The organism is Roseibium sp. MB-4 (genome assembly GCF_053005265.1).
This window is the reverse complement of record NZ_JBRKQB010000004.1, coordinates 380,717-403,869: the sequence shown is the minus strand read 5'-3', so window position 1 is coordinate 403,869 and position 23,153 is coordinate 380,717. Positions and strand designations below refer to the sequence as shown.

Here is a 23,153-nt window from a genome sequence, read left to right as displayed (position 1 = left end):
CTGACGGTGGCGCCAACGCGCCGCCGTTTTTTTTGCTCAAAAGAGAAAATAGGTCAGCGCGCGAGAATGTCTCTGTCCGACGCAGAGCATGCGAGCGCAGATGCGTCCATTTCTGGGACTTTAGCATATTGGAAGTGCTTGAAGGCGCGCGAAACGTTTCTCGCCGAGAATGGTGCCCCCCGCCGGAATCGAACCGGCACTCCCGAAGGAACGGGATTTTGAATCCCGCGCGTCTACCAGTTCCGCCAGAGGGGCAACTGACACCGAGGTGCGTGAATATCACCGCCCCCGTGCCGATGCAAGCACAGATACGCCTCAAATCCGCAAACTATCCACGATCAATTTGAAGGGCTGTCTGAAGTCACTAATGGCTTGACCAGCCGCAGCATCATTGCACCGTTGGAGCGGCAGATCTGAAGCGAAAAAGCACTGGACCCGCTTGATCAGAGATCTGAGACGGAGGCAGACACAAGCACAGGCTCTGGCTCTGGCGCCCACACCGCAATCATGGGCCGCAAGGTGTTCCAACATTTCGCAGGTCAACGCGCTGATTGCATGCGCTTGACCAACTTTAAGAAATTTTGCCGGCGAAGAAAGGCGCAAATTGTGCGCTTTTTCTAGACAAGCTTTTTACCTTTCGATACATCTTCACCATGACCAAATCAGCACGTGAAATCGAGCTCAAACTCGAACTGGACCCGGCAGCGCAGGACGAAATCAAACGGTCTGGCGCACTTAAGGATTTTGCCGCCTCCCGATCGGTCACCAAGACCCTACAATCAATTTATTTCGATACGCCGGACCAAGCCCTCCGCCAGGCCAAGATCTCCTTGCGTGTGCGCAAATCCGGCCGCAGCTGGGTGCAAACCGCAAAGCTGGGAACAGGTGTCATGGGTGGCCTGTCCTCCGCAGTTGAGGCCGAACATGCCGTTCCCGGACGTGCGCTCGATTTTTCTGTCATTGAAGATGCTGACGTGCGCGCAAAACTTGTCGAGACGATCGGCGACGCCGGTGTTTCCGAGTGCTTTGAAACGGTCATGAAGCGCACAACGCGTCAACTGACCCGGGAGACCGACGGCGCCCATATCGAACTTGCCTTCGACACGGGTAACATTCTCGCCGGGCCGGAAAGCCATCCGCTGGTGGAACTGGAGATGGAACTAAAGGCTGGACCAAGCGCCGCACTTTTTGATGTTGCCAAGCAGCTTTTGAATGATGTGCCGTTCCGCTTTTCACCCTACAGCAAGGCCGAACGCGGCTACCGGTTCGCCGAAGGCCAACCGGACGGAAAAGCCGTTCCCTTCTTTGCTGAAAACGTGGTGTTTGAGCAAGGCATCACCGTGGAACATGCCTTCCGCGATGTGCTGCGGTCTTGCCTCACGCAGATTGCGGAAAACCGCCTAGCGGTTCTCGCTAGTGAAGACCCGGAAGGGCCGCATCAGCTGAGGGTTGGCCTGCGCCGGCTTCGCAGTGCATTCCGGCTGTTCAAGCCAGCCCTCAATCCGGCGACCATGGCGCCGCTGGATCAGCTGGCCAGAACCATCGCAGCCGAAGCCGGTGCCTTGCGCGATTTCGATGTTCTGATTGACGAGATCGTCGAACCGGTCGTGGACAAAGCACCTCAAAGCATTTCCTTTGACGCGCTGCTCGCCGATCTTCATGCGTCCCGCGGCAAGGACACCCGCACCGCACTGGTCACCCATCTAAAATCCGCAGAGGTGAACGCGTTCCTGCTCGATCTGGCGGCATACACGGAAGGCCGGGGATGGCTCGATCCGGAGAACTTTGACCAGAGCAGCTTTCTGGCGCAGCCAATTGAGGATTTTGCAGCTCAAGCCCTCGCCAAACAGTGGAAGAAGGTCAACAAATACGGCAAGCGTCTGGACGAGTTGACCATCCCGGAGCGTCACGAGATGCGCAAAGCCATGAAGAAGCTGCGGTATGGCATTGAGTTTTTCGGGAGCCTTTACCCGAAAGATGCCGTCAAACCGCTGCTCAAGCGGATGAAACGCCTGCAAGATATCTTCGGCTATCTCAATGATGTCGCCATGGCAGAACGCCTTCCCGAAATGAGCAATGTGACCGGCAAGAATGCGTTGACCGCCGGACAAGCCATCGGATTCACGATCGGTTGGCATGAAGCCCAGAGCCAAGCCATGTGGCAGCACGCCCGGGGCTATTGGGATGCGACCAAGGATGTGCCGAAGTTCTGGTCGTAAGGCATCGCAAATCGGCGGGCATGTCCCGTGAACGTGTTGTCTATCACACTAGTTGTGCATTCCGCCTGATATGCAAACACCAGACTTGATAGGCATTATCAAATCACGGGATTGATGAAACATGGCAGCCATTGGCACCCAAAACCGCTATGCGGCTCCCTCCAGATTGTTGCATTGGGCAATTGCGCTGCTTGTGCTGCTGACCTGGCCGTTGGGGCTGATGATTGGGTTTGCCAAGAAAGATGTCGTGCTCGATTTCTATCTCTTGCACGAGAGCATCGGGTTTCTTGTTTTGTGGCTCATGCTGATCCGGGTCGGGAACCGCTGGCTGAACAGACCGCCACGCCACGAAGCTCCACCGCTTGAGAAAAATGCCGCAGAAGCGGTCCACGGTCTCTTGTATCTGTTTTTGATCCTTATACCGGTCTCGGGTTTTCTTGCCACCAATGCGCATGGTTTTCCGCTGAAGTGGTTCGGTATTGTTGAGGTGTGGAGCCCGATCGGCAAAAGCCCGGATATCGCACCAATCTTTTCAGCAGTTCACGAATGGAGCGCCTGGATACTGCTTGGATTGTTCGCCGTCCATATTGGCGCAGTGCTGATGCATCATGTCATCCGCAAGGACGACACGCTTTACCGGATCATCTGACGCGCCCGGTACTCGTGTTGGGGTTGGCAACCACGCGCCCGGACCAGATCCTGAGATCCCGGATTGCCTTGAGGGTGGCGACAACCGCGGCAACACAGAGGATTGCCTTGGTGACGGGCTCCATGGTCCCTTCAATCAGAAACGCGTGAGCCGAGCCGCCCACCACAACACCCAATGCAAGGGTCGAATGGATCTTCTGCCAGGTTTTCGGACGCCAACGAAGGCCCCGCCGCAGCACCGCAACGAGCGCGGCTGCAAAGATGCACCACATGGCGATGACACCCCATGCGGAAAAGGGTGTTGGGGACCTGAATAAAAGCGCATCGACGACATCCGGCGGGCTGGTGACCCACAATCCGCCAACGTGAAGGACCACCATCAAGACCAGCATCCCCCCAACCCAGCGATGGACGGACTTGCTCTTTGCAAGAGACACCCCCGGCAACGATCCGCTTGCCAGGAGCGGCTGCAAAACCATCAAGGCCATCGCCAGGATGCCGGCGAAACCGGAGGTAATGTAAATCGGGTCACGCCACGCCAGCAAAGGGCTAAAAGCGGCCGCCACCAGCGGAGCAATCACAACTGTGCCGATGAGACCCCAAAGAATGGCCTTTTGGGATGGTTTCATTCCGAACGCGGCCTGCTATGCCGGGTTCAATACAAAATGCGCTTCAAGGCTCTTGTCTTGAGAACTCGGCATCACGGGGCGCAAAAACACGGTTTCAAAGTCACCGCTGTCATAGGCAAGGTGCCCGTGCGGCTGGCCAAAGGCTGGCACAATTTGGGGCATTTCAAGCCGGAACACACCATTCTCGTCGGTGAGAGTAGCGCCGTGGCTCTCCGGATCCCGTTCATGTCCTTCCGTCGTATGTGCCCAAATCTGGATCCGTTGTCCCGCCAATGGCGCGCCGTCACCTGCCCGGCGCACAGTTCCCGTCATCCAGAAGCCGCCGCCGCCAATTCGGTCCACGATCGGCGCTCCAGGCCGGTAGTTGTTGGCGCCGCCGCGCATCGACGGAGTCGGGGCAACACCTTTTGCTTGCGCAGGAACAATCAGTCCGGAAGCGCTGCTTACAATTGCCGCACCGCCAGCTGCAAGAATGGTCCGGCGGGAGAAATCGACTGCCATGAATATCCTCCTATCGGTCGGAAAAAGTCGGACGCCACACATTGTTGCAGCGCATTACCGCAGGATATAATGCAGATCGGGACATTTCCGAGGCCACGGCCAAGACTTGAGCCATTTCTGAGCCTCACGGTTTCGTGAGCCAAAGTCGAACAGCCCCTTCAGCTCAGGGAAACGAAAGAGCGTGAGCGGACTGACCTCGCAAATAATTGCCCATAGTTTGCGAGCAAGGTAAGCAAACAAAGATGCAACCAAGACAACATCCACAGGCGCCAGCCGACGCAATTGTCCTGCTGGGAGCTGCGGTCTGGACAGGCGGGCGACCCAGCCCGACACTTCTCAGGCGGATCAAACACGCAGCCGAGCTTTATCAAGCCGGCGCGGCGCCGGTTATTATTGGATGTGGCGGGCTTGGAAACCATCCCCCGGCAGAAGCTGAGGTCATGAAACGCGAGCTGATCGTCTTGGGTGTCCCGGAAAGCGCGATCCGCACCGAGACACGGTCACGCAACACCTTGGAGAATGCCGTCTTTTCCGCGCGTATCTTGCGACGGGAGAAGCTTGAAAATATTCTGATCGCCTCCGACCGGTATCATCTTCCCAGGGCGGTTTTGTGTTTCAAAACGCTCGGATTTTCAGCGGCAGGTTCTGGCCCTGGACGTTCCGTTTCAAAGACACCACTCAACAGATGGCTCTATGCCTGTCTTCGAGAAACGGCAGCTTATCCGCTTTATCTGGCCAAGATGCGTGCGATACGAAAACGGTCTCGCTTTTGATCGGGCCAGCCGCTTACATCATTCCCCATTCACAACGAGCTGGATCCTGTCAGCAGCGGCGCGTGTGCGGGTGTATTGCAGCGGACGGCCATCAGGATCGACATTAACGCTTTCAATGACCACAACCGGCTGCCCCAAGGCGATGCCAAGCTGCTGAGCATCTTCGGTATCGACCAGTTCCGCAGAAATCCGGCTTTCCCGCCGGCTGTAGTCCTTGATGCCGCCCCGGCGCAAAGCTTCGGTAATGGTGCCGCATTCCGCATAGTCGGCCACCAAATTCGGAACCCGGGCCTGCTGAAGCCAGCTGGTTCCCACCATCATTGGCACACTGTCGGCAACACGTAAGGTCTTGAGACGGATCAACGGTGTTCCCAGCGGAACCTCCAAGTGCTGCGCCAACAACGCATCCGCATCTTCGATTTCTGATCCAATCAAGCGGCCGCTTGGCGAGCGGTCCTGGCCGGAGACAATCTCCGAAAACCGTGTCCGGGCATTGATCGGGTAGCTCAGCGGAGCGCTCGCCACAAACGTTCCCCGGCCCTGATCAGCGCGCAGAAGACCCTCTGCAGTCAACGCCGCGATCGCCCTGCGGACAGTGTGCCGGTTGACACCAAAGCGGGACGCAATTTCCGATTCCGTCGGCAAACGGCTGCCCTTTTCATAGGCGCCACCAGCGATTTCCGCTTTCAGCATCTCCATGATCTGGCGCCACACGGCAATGCCAGCAGCCCGGTCGAGTTTGGTTTGGCCTGTCATGCGCCCGTCATCAAATTTCGCTACTTCAGAGTCAATCATATTATTTGTCTATACAAATAGACAAATTAAGTCTACAACCTGCTCACGCACCGGCCTTAGATGCCGATAAATGGCCGACCAATACAAAGGCGTGTTCATGACCGAGCCCACACCGTCTTCCACCATTGCCGGCGACCAAGCCGCCCGGCAGAATAACCTTGCCATTCTCGCCCAGGCCCCTGCCGATGTTTTGCAAGAAAAATTCAACGCCCTGGCGCCGCCGCCTTACGAACTGGTGCGCCAACCGGAAACCGGTCTGGTGATGGTCCGTGGCCGGATGGGCGGAACCGGTAGCCCGTTCAACCTAGGCGAGGTCACAGTCACCCGCTGCGTCGTCCAGCTTGAAAGCGGTGAGACGGGCAGCGCCTACGCCCTTGGCCGCGACAAGACCAAGGCCCTGCAATCCGCCGTCATTGATGCCCTTTGGCAGCGCGGTGAGACGCGGGCGCAAATCGAGACGGACATCCTCGGCCCGCTTTCGAACAGCCAGACGGAGCGCAAAACCACCGTCCGCGAGGAAACCGAAGCAACGCGGGTCAATTTCTTCACGATGGTGCGGGGAGACAACTGATGACCGCAACCGCTGCACTTGCCGCCGGATTTGCAGATCCTGTTCACGACGCACAAGGGTGTTTCCGGACCATTATGAACGCTATGGCGCGACCGGGAACGCTTCAGGTCCTTGGTCAAACCCATCTCACACCACCAGCACCGCTGACACCAGCAGCCGCAGCCATCGCGCTCACCCTGTTCGACTATGACACGCCTGTCTGGCTCGACAAACAGCTTGCACAGTCCGAGAGCGTAAAGGCCTTCCTTCGTTTTCACACGGGCGCACCAATTGTCAGCGAACCTGTCGAGGCAGCCTTAGCCCTGATCGCAGATCCGGCCAACATGCTGCCGCTTGCAAGCTTCAATCAGGGCTCGGCGGAATACCCGGACACGTCCACGACACTCATCTTGATAGGCCAAAACCTGAGAAACGCAGACGGTGTTGTGCTCGAAGGGCCCGGCATCAAGGACACGCAAACGTTTGAAACAGCCCCAGTGCCGCAAGTGTTCTGGGATCAGGTCATTTCAAACAACGCCCAATTCCCACGCGGTGTCGACCTGATCTTCGCAGGCACTGACACCATCGCAGCCCTCCCCCGCTCCACCTCAGTCACTCTAAAGGAGGCCTGAGCCCATGTATGTTGCTGTAAAGGGTGGCGAAAAGGCCATCCGCAATGCCCATAAGCTGACCGCCAAGCGGCGTCGCGGTGACACCTCCGTTCCCGCGCTCACTCTGGAGCAAATCGCCGAACAGCTTTCACACGCGGTGGCCCGCGTGATGGGGGAAGGCTCGCTCTATGACGAAACGCTTGCTGCTCTTGCAATCAAACAATCGCGCGGCGACCTGATCGAAGCCGCCTTCCTGATGCGTGCCTACAGGACGACGCTGCCGCGGTTCGGCTACAGCCAGCCCGTCGACACGGCCAAGATGCTTGTCGAACGCCGGATCTCGGCAACCTACAAGGACTTGCCAGGCGGCCAGATGCTCGGCCCAACCTTTGACTACAGCCACCGGCTTCTGGATTTTGCCCTTGCCGCTGAAGGTGAAGGCGGGGACCTTGATGCAGAAACGGCTCCGGTCGAAGACGAACCGATGCCGCGCGTCACCGATCTCCTTGGAGAGGAAGGCCTGATCGAACCGGACCCGGCAGCCGATGAAGACGCCCCGGTGGGCGATCTCACCCGCGATCCGCTGTCTTTTCCGGCAGACCGGGATCTGCGTCTGCAAAACCTTGCACGCGGCGACGAGGGCTTCTTGCTCGCGCTCGCCTACTCCACGCAGCGCGGTTACGGCCGAACGCACCCCTTTGCCGGTGAAATTCGGTACGGTGAGGTCGAAGTGGAGTTTTTTGCAGAAGAACTCGGCTTTGCGGTCACGCTCGGCACGATCAAAGTCACCGAATGTCAGATGATCAACCAGTTTGCGGGTTCGGCAAAGGCTCCGCCCGCCTTTACGCGCGGCTATGGCCTCGTTTTCGGACAAGTCGAGCGCAAGGCCATGTCCATGGCGATGGTCGACCGATCCCTGCGCTGGGAAGAACTCGGCGAAGAACAGGTTGCGCCGGCACAAGACGGTGAATTTGTTCTCTCCCATTCCGACAACATCCAGGCAACAGGGTTCGTCGAACACCTCAAGCTGCCGCACTATGTCGACTTCCAGGCAGAACTCGATCTGGTGCGCCGCATGCGCGGGGAGTGGTTTGAAAAACGGGCCCGCGAAGACGCCGAAACCGCTGCCAAAGAGGCTGCGGAATGAGCAATGGCCTCAGCCATATGACCTTCATCGTCAGGGATCTGTACAAGATGACCCAGATTCTGACCGAGGTCTTGAGAGCAGAAGAAGTCTACGACAGCGGCCAGGACACCTTCTCCTTGTCCGAGGAAAAGTTCTTCCAGGTCGGTGATGTCTGGATTGCGATCATGAAAGGCGAGCCACTATCCGAGCGCACCTACAATCACGTTGCCTTTAAGATCGAAGAACAGGACTTCGAGGCCCGGCTTGCCGCGATCCAATCGCTCGGCCTTGAGTTCAAGCCGCCGCGCGACCGCGTCGAAGGTGAAGGCAGGTCCATCTACTTCTACGACGCCGACAATCATTTGTTCGAGCTGCACACCGGCACACTGGAAATGCGGCTCGAAAGCTATCGCAAAATTCTCGATGAACGGAGGGCCGCACAATGAACGCAACGGCTCAGATTTTCGATCAGGGTGAATACAATTTCGCCTATCTCGATGAACAAACCAAGCGCATGATCCGCCGCGCGATCCTGAAGGGCATTGCGATCCCGGGATACCAGGTGCCGTTTGCCTCGCGCGAAATGCCGATGCCCTACGGCTGGGGCACCGGCGGGGTTCAGGTCACAGCCTCGATCCTTGGCAAGGATGATTGCCTGAAGATGATCGACCAGGGCTCGGACGACACAACCAATGCGGTCTCCTTGCGCGGGTTCTTCGAAAAGACCGCAAACGTACGCACGACCTACGAAACCGCTGAAGCGACCGTCATCCAGACCCGTCACCGCATCCCGGAAAAGGACCTGCGCGAAGACCAGGTCTTGGTGTTCCAAGTCCCGATCCCCGAACCGCTCCGGTTTCTGGAGCCGCGGGAAACGGAAACTCGCAAGATGCACGCCCTCGAAGACTACGGTCTCATGCACGTAAAACTCTACGAAGACATCGCCAAGAACGGCCACATCGCCACCACATACGCCTATCCGGTGATGGTCAATGACCGGTATGTGATGGACCCCTCGCCAACACCGAAATTCGACAATCCGAAGATCGACGAAATGGCCGCGCTGCAGCTCTATGGCGCGGGCCGGGAAAAACGCATCTACGCAATCCCGCCCTACACCAAGGTGAAGAGCCTCGACTTTGAGGACTATCCGTTCGAGGTTCAGAAGTTTGACAAGCCGTGCGGACTATGCGGCGCAGAGCATGTCTATCTCGACGAGGTCATTCTCGATGACAAGGGCGGGCGCATGTTCGTTTGCTCAGACAGCGACTATTGCGAAGAACGGCGCGCCGCAGGGCATGTCGGGCCGATGGCCGCAAATCCGGCGGCCCAGCAAATCGGCGGACACGGCACAAACGCAGAGGAGGCGTCCCGATGAACGTCTTTCAGGCTGACGACCCGCTGCTGCAGGTCCATAATGTAACCCGCTATTACGGAGACCGGATCGGATGTACCGACGTCTCCTTCGATCTTTGGCCCGGCGAAGTACTGGCCATAGTCGGGGAAAGCGGTTCAGGCAAAACAACCCTTTTGAACTGCCTGTCGACACGCCTTGCCCCGACTGCCGGCGCTATCGAATACCGCATGCGCGATGGATCGATGCGGAACCTCTATCAGCTGTCAGAAGCCGAGCGCCGTTTGCTGATGCGCACCGACTGGGGATTTGTCCATCAAAATGCCGCCGACGGACTGCGCATGAACGTCTCTGCCGGCGCCAATGTCGGCGAACGGCTGATGGCGGTCGGCGATCGGCACTACGGCAAGATCCGCGAGACGGCAGATGATTGGCTGGGCCGGGTTGAGATCGCCAGTGACCGGATCGACGATGATCCACGCTCGTTCTCAGGCGGCATGCGGCAACGGCTGCAAATTGCCCGAAATCTCGTAACCCATCCGCGGCTGGTCTTCATGGACGAACCGACCGGCGGCCTCGATGTTTCCGTCCAGGCACGGCTGCTCGATCTTCTGCGCCGCCTTGTGGCTGATCTCGGCTTGTCAGTTGTGATCGTGACCCACGATCTGGCGGTCGCCCGTCTGCTGTCGCATCGGATCATGGTGATGCGCCACGGCCGGGTGATTGAAGCGGGGTTAACCGACCAGGTTCTGGACGACCCGCGTGAGCCTTACACCCAGTTGCTTGTCTCCTCCATTTTGCAGGTCTGATCATGCCAGTGCGTCTTTATCTGAACAGTGTCGGCAAGTCCTTCACCATGCACCTTCAGGGCGGCACGGTGATCCCGGTTGTCGAAAGCGTTGAATTCTCTGTCGAGGCCGGCGAATGCGTAGTCCTTGGCGGCCCGTCCGGAGCGGGTAAAAGCTCGATCCTCAAAATGATCTATGGCAACTACCGCTGCGATCAGGGCCAGATCCTGGTGACTGTTGGTGATGAGATCATCAACGTTGCAGATGCGGAGCCGCGCCAGGTCTTGCGGCTACGGGACAACACAATCGGCTATGTCAGTCAGTTCCTGCGCACCATTCCGCGCGTGTCTGCCGAGGAAGTGGTTGCCGAACCAATTATTGCCCAAGGCACAAGCGAAGCGGAAGGGCTCGATACGGCACGCAGCCTGCTCTCCCGGCTGAATGTTCCCGAGCGGCTCTGGAAATTGCCACCGGCTACCTTTTCCGGCGGCGAACAGCAGCGGGTCAACATTGCCCGGGGTTTCATCGCGCACTACCCGATCCTTCTTCTGGACGAACCCACCGCGTCACTGGACGCCGCGAACCGCGCCGTTGTTGTCCGCCTGGTGGAAGAAAAGAAAGCCAAAGGCGTTGCCATGGTCGGTATCCTTCACGATGAGGATGTCCGGCAAGAAATTGCCGACCGGATCATCGACGTCACCAGCTTCAGCGCCGACGTGGCTGCTTAACCGAAATAACTTGCCCGGAGCGGTGGCATGTCACAGAACAGTCATCGCTTCTGGTTAAGGGCTTTGCTTCGGCCAAGTCCGGTCTCCTAATTCGCGACTTTTTCCATGCGCTACGCCATCTATTTCGCAGCCGATGCCAATGCACCGCTCATGCAGCTGGGCAACACCTGGTTGGGCCGTGATCCCTTCACCGGATCACGCCTGCAGCAGCCGTTCATTCCGGGCCTGGATCCCGCTCGCTTCGAAGATCTGACCACCAGCCCCCGGCGGTACGGATTTCATGGCACGTTGAAAGCCCCATTCTCGCTTGCGAAAGATACAACCGAAGACGCCTTGATCGCTGCCTGCACCGGTTTTGCAAAAACAGTGTCTCCCTTCGATCTGAAGGGACTCAGCGTCAATCAACTTGGCAAGTTCCTCGCGCTGACCCCGGCTCAGGCAGAGCCAGATCTGGAAGCCTTTGCGTCTCTATGTGTACGCCAGTTTGAACCGTTCCGCGCGCCTTTGAGCGCCGAGGATCTGGACCGGCGGCGGCAAGCAAATCTCACACCCAAACAGGACGCATATGTCGAGACCTGGGGCTATCCATATGTTTTCGACGAGTTCCGCTTCCACATGACGCTGTCCAACAAGCTGGAGGGCGACGAGGAGGCTGCACTCCTGGCACGGAGCGCGGCAACGCATTTTGAAACCGTCACCAATTCAGCGCTTACCTGCCGCCACTTCGGTCTTTATGTCGAACCAGAGCGCGGCGCACCGTTTGACGTCCACCGCATATTCGAACTAACGGGCCCGCAAAGCCCTATCACTGCGCTTAAAAATACGCTGGCAAACTCCAACGAGGAAGTCTCATGAGCACGCATCCGAAACTCTTCAAAAATGCCAAGCTGGTTCTGGCGGAAGACGTGATCAACGGCTCTCTGACCGTCGATCCGGACGGCCTGATTTCCGATATCGGATCAGCAACTGAGGCCGTGGGGCACGACTGTGAAGGCGATTTCCTTCTGCCGGGCCTGATCGAGCTGCACACCGATCACCTCGAAGTACACTATGCTCCGAGGCCGAAGGTCCGGTGGAACCCTGTTGCGGCCGTTCAGGCACATGATGCCCAGATCGCCTGTGCCGGCATAACAACCGTGTTTGATGCCCTTCGCGTTGGCATGGATGAAGATGACGACAGCAACGACACCATGAAGGTCGCGGACATGCGGGCCCTCGCAGATGCGATTGAAACGGGTCAAAAGGAAAACAGACTGCGGGCCGATCACTATATCCACCTGCGCTGCGAAGTCTCAGCACCGGATGTCATCCGGGCCTACAACTATTTTGAAGGGGACGACCGCGTCCGGCTGGTCTCCCTGATGGACCACACACCCGGTCAGCGCCAGTTCGTGTCGCTCGATTCCTACATCAGCTACTATCAGGGCAAGCGCGGCTTCACCGACGAGCAGATGACCGAATTCATTGAAATGCGCAAAGCCAGGGCCGACAAGAACACCCCGGGCAACCGCAAGGCGATTGCCGCACATGCGGACAAAAACACAATCGCAATTGCCAGCCATGATGACGCGACCATTGCCCATGTTGATGAAGCGATTGCGCTGAACACCAAGATTGCCGAATTCCCGACCACAGTGGAAGCCGCCAAAGCCTCGCATGAGGCCGGCATGGCCGTTCTGATGGGCGCACCGAACGTTGTGCGCGGAGGCTCCCACTCCGGAAACGTTTCGGCCCGTGAACTGGCAGAAGCTGGGTATCTAGATGTTCTGTCGTCAGACTATATCCCGGCATCCCTCCTCCAGGCTGCGTTCCAGCTTGCGGACGAGATCGATGGCATCACCCTGCCAAAGGCGGTTTCAACAGTGACCTCAACACCGGCGACTGCCATTGGTCTTTCCGACCGCGGTGTACTGGAGCCCGGCAAACGGGCGGATCTCATTCAGGTCAAGCTGGTTGGCAACGTGCCGATCGTGCGCGGTGTCTGGCGCGAAGGCCGCCGTGTTGCCTGACGCTCAAATGCACGCGCAGGACAAACTCGGCCCGGGACGGATGGTTCTCGTTGTAGGCCCGAGCGGGGCAGGCAAAGACACGCTCATGGCCGCCTTGAAAGACCTCCTGGTGGGCAATGACAGCGTTGTTTTTGCCCGACGTGCGGTCACCCGGGATGCCGATGCCGGTTCTGAAGATCATGACACGCTGAGCTGGTCGGACTTCGAGACCCTTGTCTCAGCCGGAAACGTGGCCCTTTCCTGGGAAGCCCATGGATTGGGGTATGTTGTACCCCAGTCTTATGACCATGCAATTCGGGGCGGAAAAACGGTGATCGCCAACGGCTCCCGCAAGGTATTGCAAGAAGCCTCAGACAAATATGAAACGGCGATCGTCCTTCTGATCACCGCCCCAATTGAGATCTTGGCAGAACGCCTTGCTGCCCGGGGCCGGGAAAGCCGTGAGGACATCGAAGCACGTTTGAAACGGGCGGATCTGGAACCGCAGAACGTTCCGAACCTCATCCGGATTGAAAACACCGGCACCATAGAGACGGCGGTTTCCGCAATGATGACGGCACTCAAGATCCAGAGTTAGTTCTGGCCTTGGCCTTGCTCCGGCTCTTGCGCCTTCTGGCGGCCAAAGACGTTGCCGAGCAAACCTGGAGGCAAACCAAAGCCCTCTTCAACGGCCTTCAGGACGTCTTCGTCGTTGACGTCCCCTTCGATCACCTTTTCGATGTCGATCTGGGTTTGACCACCAGTGGCCCGTTGGATCACCTGATTGGCGGTGTCGGTCAGGCTTTCCGGCACATCCGCTTCGCCCTTCAAGATCGAAATCAGTTCACCACCGACTTGTTCCAACTGTTCGTAGGCCGCCTGCGGATTTTCCAGAATGCCTGCAATATCCGGATAGATGCGCGGATCACTCCAGGACCCATCCACTACAATAGGTACACCCAGACCGGCCATTTTCTTGTCGGTGCCTTTCGGGCGCGGCATGGGGGCCTGGCCTTCCAGTGTCGCCACAATTCTCGGCTCCACCCGCCAGGACAGCCGTTGATTGGGCATGTCCGTGGTGCCGCCGCCGCTCATGCGGATCAACGGCCCGATCAGAGACAGGTCACTGGTGGTCGCAATTCCGTTTTCGATCTGAAAAGAAGCCCCGAGCGACGAAAAGTCCGTCTCCTCGGAGGGGCTCGCCTGCCATCCAAGCAAGGTCTCAACTGAGAGGCTGCGCACCATCTGCGGAATATTGATCCCGCGGATTGCGCCGTCTTCAAACATGTAGCTGGCGGTGCCTTTGAGGTTCTGAACCATTTGCTGCTCGCTGGCACCTGACGTTGTTACATCCAGGCCAATGAGCGTTTTGCCTTCAATCCAGGTAAAGTCCGCCGCATCCCGAAGAAGCGGATAGGCATTCAAGCCGGAGAGATCAAACTTTGCCGACAATGCGGGTGTTGCAGCTGCGCCATTCAGCCTGACGGAGCCCGTGCCTGTGCCGTCGTAAAGCGACAGTTTCTCAAGATCCGCCGTCAGAACGCCATCCTGGATCGCAACCGAGAGGGCGCTTTGTCCAATCCGGATCTTGTCCATACGGATCTCGTTTGCAGTTGCCTTGAAGTCGACATTCGCAGCTCTCAGGCCCGAAAAATCGATCGGCTCTGTGCTCCAGGATTTGCCCGCCGGAGGTGCCGCCGCCGCTGGTGCCGAACCACTGCCGCTGCCAGATTGAGCCGCGGGCTGCCCACCGGCTGATCCGCCGCCAAGGTAAGGGTCCAAGACGAGCTCGCGCAAATCAAGACGCGCCGTCACAGTTGGCTTGCCGCCGAGGGTCACACGGCCATTGGCCTCGCCAGAGGTCTCATCCAGCGTGAAGCGTGTCTCCTCGAACGAAATCGTATCCCCTTGAAAACCGAAAATGCCGGAGGCGCTGAACGCGCCCAAGCCACCGCCTGCCGCCAAGGGTTGGCCCATCCAGGCCATCAAACCTCGAAGATCAGCCGTTTGAACCCGAGCTGCGCCATCCACGGTGCTCGGCAGTTGCGCCGACCCATCAAATCCAACGCTCAACCGATTGCCCTTTAGGGAAACAGAAACTGCACCGGATTGGCCTGCCAACAACTTGGACGTATCGGCTTCACCGGTCAAACTGAACCCTTCTCCGCGCCAGGTCAGTGCACCGCTTGCAGACAGGGGGGCTTCAAGTCCTTGCATCTCGACAGCAAGAGACAGTCCGGTAATCCGGTCGGCTTCCGGGTCGCCGCCCACAGCGTCTGCAAGGCCCAGTCCGCCAATTTCGCCTTCCGAGATGTTCACCGATCCGTTGACATCCAACCCTGCCAGCATTTCTTCGCCGGTGAGGCCAACCGTCTCAAATGCCAGATCAGCGCTCAGCAGCCCGCTTGCCGGCAGCTCCTGACCGGCGAGAAGCAACAAATCCGCAATCGACCCGTCTTTCAGGACAAGCCGGCCGGAGACTTCCGGAACCAATCCAGAGAGATCCGCATCGGCCGCACCGCCAAGGGAAAGCTGTCCCAAAACCAGATGAAGATCTGACACTGAAACGGCTGCTTCAGAGCCCCGCACCTGTGCATCAAACTGGTAAGCGCCTGGATCTGCATCGAGCGACTGTCCGCCCAGCGCGGCCAAGGTTTTCAACGAGGGCCCTGACGCCGCAATTTCCAATTCAGCACGCACTGGCTCCAGCCCCGTGGTCCCCTTGATCGTGATGGAGTTTTCTGACGAAGTCAGAGCCAAATCGACCGGCACCTGGTCGCCGGACGCCAATCCGAGAGGGTTGGACAACGTGCCGGAAATCTCGAGAGGAACGTCCTGAAACTGGAAATCGGAGGTAAGCTGGACATCTCCGGTCAAATCCGGGGCAGTCAGGGACAGATTGAGGGACTGTGTGACAAAGTTCTGATCTGCTGTGGCATCAATGTAGGTCAGCTCGCCGTTGGTGATCTGGAGACTGTCGACACCAATGCTCTCCAGGTATCCCTGCCCCCCGGAGTCTGCCGCGGTGGAATCTGCACCGCTGTTCGGTGCTGACTGCACGCTATCGCCTGCCGGAGCGCTGCTTTCTTCAGCTTCACCGGTCAAAACTTCCAATGACCGGCGCGGTGCCCAGCTTGTGGCGCCGTTTGCGTTTTTCTCAAGATAGATCAGCGGTTCGTCGAGAGCGATGCCGGTGACTTTCACATTGCCCGACAGCAAACCAGACCACGCGAGACCGAAATCCATGCGTTTGGCTTTGGCGAACTCAATACCGTCCGCGCCAGCGGAACCGGAAATGCCAATGTCTTCCGCCGTCAACTGAAAGCCGGGAAAGAGTGACAAGGAAACAGGGCCATCAAGCCGGACGCGCCAACCGAAGCGGTTGTCTATCTGTTGGACCACCTGCTGCTTGATCTGATCCTTGGGCAGGAAAAACGGAACCACAAGGAGAGCGGTGACAACCAGAAACAGGAAGCTGCCCAGACCGATCAAAAGCCGTTGCATATCAATGTCTCCTCGTGGCGATTCGCCACAATGTAGACCAAACCGACCGGCAACATGCCGGTAGATTTTGACAAAAGGTGGAAAAACGGCGGTTTATCAGGAATTTCGGTTGCAAGGCAAGTTTGGCAGGACCGATTTGGTCTGCTTAGATCCGAAGAGCCGACATGTGATTGTCCCACGCAAAACCTGCGGGCCGGGCCAGAATTTCTGCGCGTTCTCCTGGCTCTGAGAGATAGGAAACGCCCCCATTTCCATCGGAGATCAGAAAACTTCCCTGATCGATAGGCGCGACACCGCACCCATCAGAGATGTTTTGGTGGCCAAGATAGTCTCCGGTCTCCGCATTCCAGAACAAGGTCTTGCCGCCACGCGGCGCTGATGTTGCGACGACACTTTGATCCCTGGTGGCCGTGACAGACCCGATATAGTTTTCAAGCTGGCCCACAAGCTTCTCGGGCAGGTCCAACAAAACCGGCGCTTCATCTCTTGAAATGACGGCGACTAGCGGCGGGGTGTCTGTCTTTGAGCCTTCAAACTGCCCACCAACCCAGGCCCGGCCAGCCCCGTCCAAAACCATGTGCCGCAAGGATAACTGATGCAGGGATCTGTCCAAACGATGCTCTGCCAGCAGGTCTCCGGTTTTGACATCCAGGAACACCACGGATGGCGACATTGTCTCCAGATTGAGCTTCTCGCGCCCGTGATCGGGGTGCGTTTCAATCCCGCCATTTGCAACAATCAGGACGTTGCCATCCGGGCTCAACAGAGTCTCATGCGGGCCGATGCCGTGACTGTCGAGTTCGCCCAGCCGGGTGATAGTCTCTGCGCTCACGTCATAGACGCCGACGACACCGCGAGCAGACGCAAAATCATTCTCCACCGCGTAGAGAATTCGCCCGTCCTTTGAAAAACAGCCGTGCCCGTAAAAATGCCGACTGGGCGCGGCAACGATGGTCTGCATTGACTTGCCGGAAAATGGCCAGGCAACGATCGCGAAGGTTCCCGGGCGGCGGGCAAATGCGGCTAGGCAATCTCCCGTATCGGACACCGCAATGCCGTGACCACGCCCTGGCAGTAAGATTTCCGCCTGGATCTGGCCCAGATCGTCGAGCACAGCTATGCCATATCCGCCCGCAGACTTTTTGAAAGCGCTGGCAAAGAGTGGCGCATCTGATGAGCTCAGCAAACTCGCCCCGAGACCGGATCCCGCAAACACCGGCAGTGCAGCCAGTCCGCCCAGCGCGGACAAAAACCCACGCCTGGTAAACTCTGTCGGCCTAGTCACCATCAAGGGCATTAAACCCTCCGGCCAGTCCCAAAGCGCCTGCGACCCGCTCACCAACAAGCCGTTGAAGGGAGTTCAACGAGATAACCAAGAGCGACAACTGACCATAGGCGCCGGAGGGTTCAAACGTCTCACGCAATGGCGGCGGGAGCTTATTGAGTGTTTTCATGGCGTTTTCGAACTCAAAGGTCATCGACCCGATCAGCCAAGCGTGTTCCTCCGGCATCATGGGTTCGAGATCCATGCTCTGGATCGCGTCCAGAATGCCGTTCATTTCGGATGTCAAAAACACAACCCCATTGTCGGACCGTGAGAACGGGATCCGGTTCGGCCTCGCTTTCTCTTCAGAGCTTCCAAGCGCAGGTGCAATGTTTTGATCCCGAACGACGATCAGCGCCGTGGACAGCGTTTGAAACACATCTTCCAATGCTTCCTTGTCGGTCTGATAACGGGCGTTGCTGCCGCCTGTTTCCAGAAGAGTTTTCGAAAAACCATCCGCATCGAACCAGGAGAGCATGACGTCCTGGGCAATGCCGGCAACATTCTCAGAGATCGCCAGCGCATAAGAACAAGTGAAATCCCCGCGCTCCCCCACTTCGCCAAGCACGACGGCGCCGGTCTTGTCGAATGCAATCAACTGAAGCGCAGTCAGCCCTTGCAAAGCCACACTTTTTTCCGACAGGCTTTCCGCCGTCCTTACGCTCTCATCTTGAGCCCCATAGAGCTTGCGGATCTGCCTTTGCGCAATGCCACGTGGATCCGGCTGGAAGGCGAGACGGCTGATGCGGTCTTCCTCAATCAGGGGGCCAAGTCGCAGAAAATGGATGCGGGCAAACTGACCAACAGCATCTGAAAAAACAACCTTGAAATCCGACTTCGCCTCATCCGTCGGTGCTTGGCAGACCTCTTGGACAGCTTCCGGCAAGCGGGTCGCAACATCAGCAAAAACCCTGATCTCAGGCTGAATGTAACCGGCAATCATCTTCTCGATGGGCTGCGTGAGATCAGCTGCAACTGCCGGCCATGTCATCAGGGCCGCAGCCGCGGAGACAAGAATTCGCTTCATTAAAGGGACTCCAGAAACCGGATGAGAGAGATGCGGTCGTCCGGCTCCATGGCGACCACTTGATTTCGGGCAGATTCTGCTTCCCCGCCGTGCCACAGAACTGCTTCGAGCAGATTGCGCGCCCGGCCATCGTGCAGAAAACGGGTATGATTGTTGACCGTTTCCGTCAAGCCAATGCCCCAGAGCGGCGGGGTCCGCCACTCACGGCCCGAGGCATCGCCAACTGGGCGGTTGTCGGCCAGACCATCGCCCATGTCATGCAGCAAGAGATCCGTATAGGGCCAGATCAGCTGAAACTGATGCGCCCCAGTATCTGCATCCCGTCGCGTGACATATTTCGGCTGATGACACTTGGCGCAGCCCACTTCGTAGAACAACTCTTTGCCACGCAGAACTTGCGGATCAGATACATCGCGCCGGGCCGGAACTGCCAGGTTCTCCGAATAGAATGTCACCAATTCCATGACCGGATCAGGCGCTTCCGACACCCCCAGATGCGCCTGTTCGCCGTGCGGCAAAACCCGGCATTCGGTCTGGCGATGTGTGCAATCGCCATAATTGTCCGGCTTGTCCGGTGAACTGATGCCGATATCGCCGGAAAAGGCACCGGCCGTTTGATCCCGGATGTTCGGGTTGGACGCCTTCCAGCCGAACCGGCCGATGGTGAGCTCGCCTGTCCGGCCATCTCGAACCCGGCTTACCTTGCCGGAGATCCCATCTCCATTCAGATCATCAGGATCCGCTAAGGCTTCAATATCCCCGGGGTGAATCGCCTGCAGCAATCCGAGACCAATCATCGGCGGTGCGACCCGCGGCGAAATCAAGGTTTCGGGATGCATGTCGCCAAATCCAAGATCCCGAATCTTGTAGACGGGCTTTTGCAAGATAGCCGTCTCGCCGCCATTCAGCGGGACCACGATCTCTTCATGCTCAATGTCGAAACGCCCTTCCCCGGCAAGGCCTGGTACTGCAAATGCCTGAAACTGCCCGCCATATGTGGGCTCCGGAATACGGAGCAGTCTTTTGTCCTGAAGGGCCGCCCGGTCTTCGTCCGATTGTGGCGGAATGGAAAGGCGCAGGAAGAGAGAAACCGCCTCATCGCCCGGACGCGGCGGCCGCCCGCGGCCATCCTTCAGGTGGCACCCCTGGCAGGAGCGTGCGTTGTAAAGTGGGCCCAACCCGTCGGACGCTTTGGTGGATGCGGGCGACGAGGCCCAGAGCTTCTTGAAAAGCCCGTTGCCAACCTTGAAATTTTGCTCTTGCTCGAACGTCAGATTTGCAGTGGCATGAGAAAAAGCATCGCGGTTGATGCGCTTGCGGGACGTACCGGCACCGCCCTGCATCTGTTCAAAGGTTTCCGCCTTGGAAAAATCATCGGCGAGCGGGAGGACGCTTAAAACCTTGGTCCGGTCCTGCTCTGACAGATCATCGCGATGGCTCAACAGCCCACCGGCCAAGGCGGTCTGACCAATCAGGCCTGCACATAAAACAGCAGCGCCCAAAATGGCGCTTTGTCCTGGGACAGTCATAAGGTTCGCATCCTGAATTACGCTCGCCAGAGCCCCAATTCCGGCGGGCAATAATGGCGGGCAGCATAGCCACCCGCCATAAGGGTCTTACTCAAAAACTGCAGTCGGGTTGTCCAGGCTGTCAGAGCCTTCGAAAGCAATCTCATCAAGTTCGAGAACTTTCACGACACGCTCGATCGACGCGGTCTGGTCAACCAGCGCATCAACAGCCGTCTGAACAACTGCGTTGCCCTCTGCGTTGCCTTCGCCGATCATCTGGTCATACGCTTCACCAGCTTCGGCGCGCGCTTTCATCGCTTCGAATGCAGCGAGCGTGGCGTCCAGCTTGGTTTGCATTTCTTCGGCCAGAGCCGGATCTTTCGCGGCGACCATCTCGGCAAGAGATGCTCCCTTCACATCGTTGCCGAGCGGGCTCTTGTACTCACCGAAATAGACGTTTCGGATGCCGACAACATCGTTGTAGTGCGACATGTGTGTATTGTCGGAGAAGCAGTCATGCTCCTCTTCCGGATCATGCAGCATGAGGCCAAGCTTCATCCGCTCACCGGCCAGTTCGCCATAAGAAAGAGAGCCCATTCCGGTCAGGATGGTCGCCAGCCCGCCGGCTTCCCCCTTGCCGCCCAGTTCTTCGCGCGCTGCACCGCCTGGTGCCCAGGCAGCAACCATTTCCTCAAGATCTGTAATCAGAAGATCCGTGGCAGCTTTGAGGTATTGCGCCCGACGCTCACAATTGCCGCCCGTGCAGTTGGCTGCATCGAAATCACTGGCCGGACGATTGCCAGCACCCGCATCTGTGCCGTTGAGATCTTGTCCCCAAAGCAGGAATTCGATTGCGTGGTAACCGGTGGCCACGTTGGCTTCAACTTCGCCTGCTTCCTGAAGGGATTCGGCCAAAAGAGCCGGCGTGATCACGCTGGCATCGATGGTCTCACCCCCGACTTTCAGGGTCGGATTGGCGATGACGTTGGCTGCGTAAAACGCGTTTTCTTCGGAATCCTCGCCATAGGAGACGTCGACATAATCGATCAGTCCCTCATCCAGCGGCCAGGCGTTCACCTTGCCTTCCCAATCATCGACAATGGCATTTCCGAAGCGGTAGGCCTCTGTCTGCTGATACGGGTTGCGAGCTTCGATCCAGGCTTTGCGCGCCTCGGCCAGGTTGGCGTCGGTCGGCTCGGCAATCAGCTTGTCGATCGCGCCCTGGAGCGTTTTTGCTGTTTCAAGAGAGTCGGAATACTTGGCATAAGCAATATCGCTGTATGTGCCGAGAACATCGGCAGGCGCTGCGGCCATTGCAGGCGTTGCCAGAAGGGTTGTTGCCGCAAGAAGCGCGCGCGTGAGGGATTTCATTGGAGTGTTCCTAAATCCGGGGCAATGCAACCGGCCGGAGACCCGATCTGCATGCATTTTTGAAAAATCTGCAGCGCAATCCCGCGCCGCCCGGACAGTGAAAAACATTTCATGAATAAAAAAGTCAAGTTATAAACTTGAGAAAAATCAATTGATTAGAATGATTCCAAAAAAGTTGAAGGTCAAAACCCACTTTTCTGCACTATTCAAAAGTTTTAAACCGCTTCCCAACTGTTTGATGCTAAACATGGAATAAGCCCAGTCGGGCCAAGAGAGAGTTTGAGACTACGTAGTACACCTAAGTGCACTGCCGAATGGCTGGTCCGCCGGCCAAACAACAGGGACTGACCGTATGCTGAACGCGCTGAAGAGCTTCGTCCGGGAGATCACGTTCGGAGACAGTGGCAAGAAAACATTTGCCGAGGACGACAAGCGGCTCGCAGCAGCCGCACTGCTGTTTCACCTGGTAGACATCGACGGTATCATTGAAGACAGCGAAAGCGAGAAACTTCGGCAGATCCTGCAGGCGCGTTATGAGCTCTCGGACGAAGAGACCAGCGAACTGATCGCAGCGGCCAAACAGCGCGATGAAGAGGCGGTCGACCTTTACGGCTTCACCTCCGTTTTGAAACGCACGACAGACGAAGCAGAACGCCTCGCCATCATCGAGATGATGTGGGAAATCGTTTATGCAGACGGCCACGTGCATGAATTCGAAGACAACACCATCTGGCGGGTTGCCGAGCTGCTGGGGGTTTCGTCCCGGGACCGGATGACACTGCGCCACAAGGTGGCCAAAACCGCGCCGGAAGCTGACGAGGCTTGAGGCTCATAAATCTTAAGGCTTTATCACAATCGCGGCGCAACCAAACCGCGCAAGAGACTCGATTTTTTCAAGCTGCTCGCTAATATTGGATCTATGGATTTTTCTTCGAACCACGGAACGTATCGCCCCAAAGTGCTGATTGTCCTGCACCAGGAACATTCCTCGCCCGGACGGGTGGGGCACGAGCTGGTGAAACGCGGTTTTGCACTCGACATTCGTAAACCCCGCTTCGGTGACAGCCTCCCGGATACCATGCGCGACCATGCCGGCGCCGTTATCTTTGGCGGACCGATGAGCGCCAACGACCCGGACGGGTTCGTTCACAAGGAAATCGACTGGATCAAGGTTCCGCTTCAGGAAGAAGCGCCGTTTCTCGGCATTTGCCTTGGTGCGCAGATGATGGTGAAGCAGCTTGGCGGCACTGTTTCCGGCCACAGGGATGAGCTGGTCGAAATTGGCTATTACCCGCTGAAACCGACCGATGCGGGCAAAGACATGATGGAATGGCCCAAGAAAGTGTACCAGTGGCACCGGGAAGGGTTTGATCTGCCGTCGGGCGCGGATCTTCTGGCAACCAGCCCAACTTATCCCAACCAGGCCATTCGCGTTGGGCCGGCGGCATACGGGATTCAGTTCCACCCGGAACTCACCCACCAAATGATGGTGAAATGGACCACAAAGGGCGCTCCGCGGATGGAACTTCCCGGGGCGCAGCAACGCCGCGATCATTTTGCCGGACGTTTTGTCTACGACAGCGCGGTCCGCGCTTGGCTGGACCGGTTTCTGGACCTTTGGATCGGCACCGCTGAAGCGCCTGTTCAGCACAACCGCTTGAAAGCAGCCGAGTAAGCCGCTCTGTGCATCACTTAGAGGAGTAAAAGGG

General features: G+C 57.8%; 23 protein-coding genes and 1 tRNA gene. 15 read left to right on the top strand and 9 right to left on the bottom strand.

What is annotated here, in order from left to right; genetic code table 11:
• Window positions 1–170 precede the first annotated feature (170 nt).
• A tRNA-Leu gene (locus ACVDG4_RS21455) sits at window positions 171–255 on the bottom strand.
• Between the two features lie 398 nt (window positions 256–653).
• On the opposite strand from ACVDG4_RS21455, the gene ACVDG4_RS21450 reads away from it, so the two are divergent.
• Both ACVDG4_RS21450 and ACVDG4_RS21445 read left to right on the top strand, forming a co-directional pair.
• Window positions 654–2,219, top strand: coding sequence for a CYTH and CHAD domain-containing protein (locus ACVDG4_RS21450; RefSeq protein WP_447236610.1), 1,566 nt, complete (start codon window positions 654–656; stop codon window positions 2,217–2,219).
• 121 nt (window positions 2,220–2,340) lie between these two features.
• The gene (locus ACVDG4_RS21445; protein WP_447236609.1) at window positions 2,341–2,868 is read left to right on the top strand and encodes a cytochrome b; all 528 of its coding nucleotides are present in this window, start codon (window positions 2,341–2,343) and stop codon (window positions 2,866–2,868) included.
• Here the strand turns inward: ACVDG4_RS21445 and ACVDG4_RS21440 are convergent.
• Window positions 2,861–3,496: a ferric reductase-like transmembrane domain-containing protein gene (locus tag ACVDG4_RS21440; RefSeq protein ID WP_447236608.1), complete on the bottom strand. Its 636-nt coding sequence runs from the start codon at window positions 3,494–3,496 to the stop codon at window positions 2,861–2,863. The two genes, ACVDG4_RS21445 and ACVDG4_RS21440, sit on opposite strands and share 8 nt — an antisense overlap.
• Before the next feature lie 15 nt (window positions 3,497–3,511).
• Window positions 3,512–3,997 (bottom strand): peptidase associated/transthyretin-like domain-containing protein, encoded by a 486-nt coding sequence (locus tag ACVDG4_RS21435; RefSeq protein WP_306149737.1) that lies wholly within the window; start codon window positions 3,995–3,997, stop codon window positions 3,512–3,514.
• A gap of 242 nt (window positions 3,998–4,239) precedes the next feature.
• Between ACVDG4_RS21435 and ACVDG4_RS21430 the strand changes: the two genes are divergently transcribed.
• Window positions 4,240–4,770, top strand: a complete 531-nt coding sequence (locus ACVDG4_RS21430; RefSeq protein ID WP_447236607.1) for a YdcF family protein — start codon at window positions 4,240–4,242, stop codon at window positions 4,768–4,770.
• 18 nt (window positions 4,771–4,788) lie between these two features.
• Here ACVDG4_RS21430 and phnF read toward each other — a convergent pair whose 3' ends face one another.
• Window positions 4,789–5,526: a phosphonate metabolism transcriptional regulator PhnF gene (phnF, locus tag ACVDG4_RS21425; RefSeq protein ID WP_447236606.1), complete on the bottom strand. Its 738-nt coding sequence runs from the start codon at window positions 5,524–5,526 to the stop codon at window positions 4,789–4,791.
• Window positions 5,527–5,635: 109 nt separating this feature from the next.
• On the opposite strand from phnF, the gene phnG reads away from it, so the two are divergent.
• The 10 genes from phnG to phnN all read left to right on the top strand — a co-directional run bounded on the left by phnG (window position 5,636) and on the right by phnN (window position 13,308).
• A complete protein-coding gene (gene phnG, locus ACVDG4_RS21420) occupies window positions 5,636–6,136 on the top strand; it encodes a phosphonate C-P lyase system protein PhnG (protein ID WP_447236605.1) in 501 nt (166 codons plus the stop codon).
• Entirely contained in the window at window positions 6,136–6,747 is a 612-nt protein-coding gene (phnH, locus tag ACVDG4_RS21415) for a phosphonate C-P lyase system protein PhnH (RefSeq protein ID WP_447236604.1), read from the top strand. The genes phnG and phnH overlap by 1 nt, the downstream gene beginning before the upstream one ends.
• 4 nt (window positions 6,748–6,751) lie before the next feature.
• Window positions 6,752–7,873, top strand: a complete 1,122-nt coding sequence (locus ACVDG4_RS21410; RefSeq protein WP_447236603.1) for a carbon-phosphorus lyase complex subunit — start codon at window positions 6,752–6,754, stop codon at window positions 7,871–7,873.
• Window positions 7,870–8,298 (top strand): FosX/FosE/FosI family fosfomycin resistance hydrolase, encoded by a 429-nt coding sequence (fosX, locus tag ACVDG4_RS21405; RefSeq protein ID WP_447236602.1) that lies wholly within the window; start codon window positions 7,870–7,872, stop codon window positions 8,296–8,298. The genes ACVDG4_RS21410 and fosX overlap by 4 nt, the downstream gene beginning before the upstream one ends.
• Window positions 8,295–9,230, top strand: a complete 936-nt coding sequence (locus tag ACVDG4_RS21400; RefSeq protein ID WP_447236601.1) for an alpha-D-ribose 1-methylphosphonate 5-phosphate C-P-lyase PhnJ — start codon at window positions 8,295–8,297, stop codon at window positions 9,228–9,230. The genes fosX and ACVDG4_RS21400 overlap by 4 nt, the downstream gene beginning before the upstream one ends.
• On the top strand, window positions 9,227–10,015 hold the full coding sequence (phnK, locus tag ACVDG4_RS21395; protein ID WP_133952478.1) for a phosphonate C-P lyase system protein PhnK: 789 nt from the start codon (window positions 9,227–9,229) through the stop codon (window positions 10,013–10,015). The genes ACVDG4_RS21400 and phnK overlap by 4 nt, the downstream gene beginning before the upstream one ends.
• Window positions 10,016–10,017: 2 nt before the next feature.
• Window positions 10,018–10,722 (top strand): phosphonate C-P lyase system protein PhnL, encoded by a 705-nt coding sequence (gene phnL, locus ACVDG4_RS21390; protein WP_447236600.1) that lies wholly within the window; start codon window positions 10,018–10,020, stop codon window positions 10,720–10,722.
• Between the two features lie 105 nt (window positions 10,723–10,827).
• On the top strand, window positions 10,828–11,577 hold the full coding sequence (locus tag ACVDG4_RS21385; protein WP_447236599.1) for a DUF1045 domain-containing protein: 750 nt from the start codon (window positions 10,828–10,830) through the stop codon (window positions 11,575–11,577).
• Window positions 11,574–12,731, top strand: coding sequence for an alpha-D-ribose 1-methylphosphonate 5-triphosphate diphosphatase (locus ACVDG4_RS21380; protein ID WP_447236598.1), 1,158 nt, complete (start codon window positions 11,574–11,576; stop codon window positions 12,729–12,731). Before ACVDG4_RS21385 ends, ACVDG4_RS21380 begins: the two co-directional genes overlap by 4 nt.
• Window positions 12,721–13,308, top strand: coding sequence for a phosphonate metabolism protein/1,5-bisphosphokinase (PRPP-forming) PhnN (phnN, locus tag ACVDG4_RS21375; protein ID WP_447236597.1), 588 nt, complete (start codon window positions 12,721–12,723; stop codon window positions 13,306–13,308). Before ACVDG4_RS21380 ends, phnN begins: the two co-directional genes overlap by 11 nt.
• Here the strand turns inward: phnN and ACVDG4_RS21370 are convergent.
• The 5 genes from ACVDG4_RS21370 to ACVDG4_RS21350 form a co-directional block, all read right to left on the bottom strand.
• Window positions 13,305–16,214 carry an AsmA family protein gene (locus tag ACVDG4_RS21370; RefSeq protein ID WP_447236596.1) on the bottom strand — a complete coding sequence of 970 codons (2,910 nt, stop codon included), beginning with the start codon at window positions 16,212–16,214 and terminating at the stop codon, window positions 13,305–13,307. The two genes, phnN and ACVDG4_RS21370, sit on opposite strands and share 4 nt — an antisense overlap.
• 145 nt (window positions 16,215–16,359) lie before the next feature.
• Window positions 16,360–17,511: a DUF1513 domain-containing protein gene (locus tag ACVDG4_RS21365; protein ID WP_447236595.1), complete on the bottom strand. Its 1,152-nt coding sequence runs from the start codon at window positions 17,509–17,511 to the stop codon at window positions 16,360–16,362.
• On the bottom strand, window positions 17,492–18,565 hold the full coding sequence (locus ACVDG4_RS21360) for an imelysin family protein (protein WP_447236594.1): 1,074 nt from the start codon (window positions 18,563–18,565) through the stop codon (window positions 17,492–17,494). The genes ACVDG4_RS21365 and ACVDG4_RS21360 overlap by 20 nt, the downstream gene beginning before the upstream one ends.
• The gene (locus tag ACVDG4_RS21355) at window positions 18,565–20,094 is read right to left on the bottom strand and encodes a di-heme oxidoreductase family protein (protein ID WP_447236593.1); all 1,530 of its coding nucleotides are present in this window, start codon (window positions 20,092–20,094) and stop codon (window positions 18,565–18,567) included. Before ACVDG4_RS21355 ends, ACVDG4_RS21360 begins: the two co-directional genes overlap by 1 nt.
• A gap of 87 nt (window positions 20,095–20,181) precedes the next feature.
• Entirely contained in the window at window positions 20,182–21,444 is a 1,263-nt protein-coding gene (locus ACVDG4_RS21350; RefSeq protein WP_447236592.1) for an imelysin family protein, read from the bottom strand.
• A 352-nt stretch (window positions 21,445–21,796) separates the two neighbouring features.
• Here ACVDG4_RS21350 and ACVDG4_RS21345 point away from each other — a divergent pair, with 352 nt between their 5' ends.
• Together ACVDG4_RS21345 and ACVDG4_RS21340 are read left to right on the top strand one after the other, a co-directional pair.
• A complete protein-coding gene (locus ACVDG4_RS21345) occupies window positions 21,797–22,270 on the top strand; it encodes a tellurite resistance TerB family protein (RefSeq protein ID WP_133952485.1) in 474 nt (157 codons plus the stop codon).
• A gap of 93 nt (window positions 22,271–22,363) precedes the next feature.
• A complete protein-coding gene (locus ACVDG4_RS21340; RefSeq protein ID WP_447236591.1) occupies window positions 22,364–23,119 on the top strand; it encodes a glutamine amidotransferase in 756 nt (251 codons plus the stop codon).
• Window positions 23,120–23,153 lie beyond the last annotated feature (34 nt).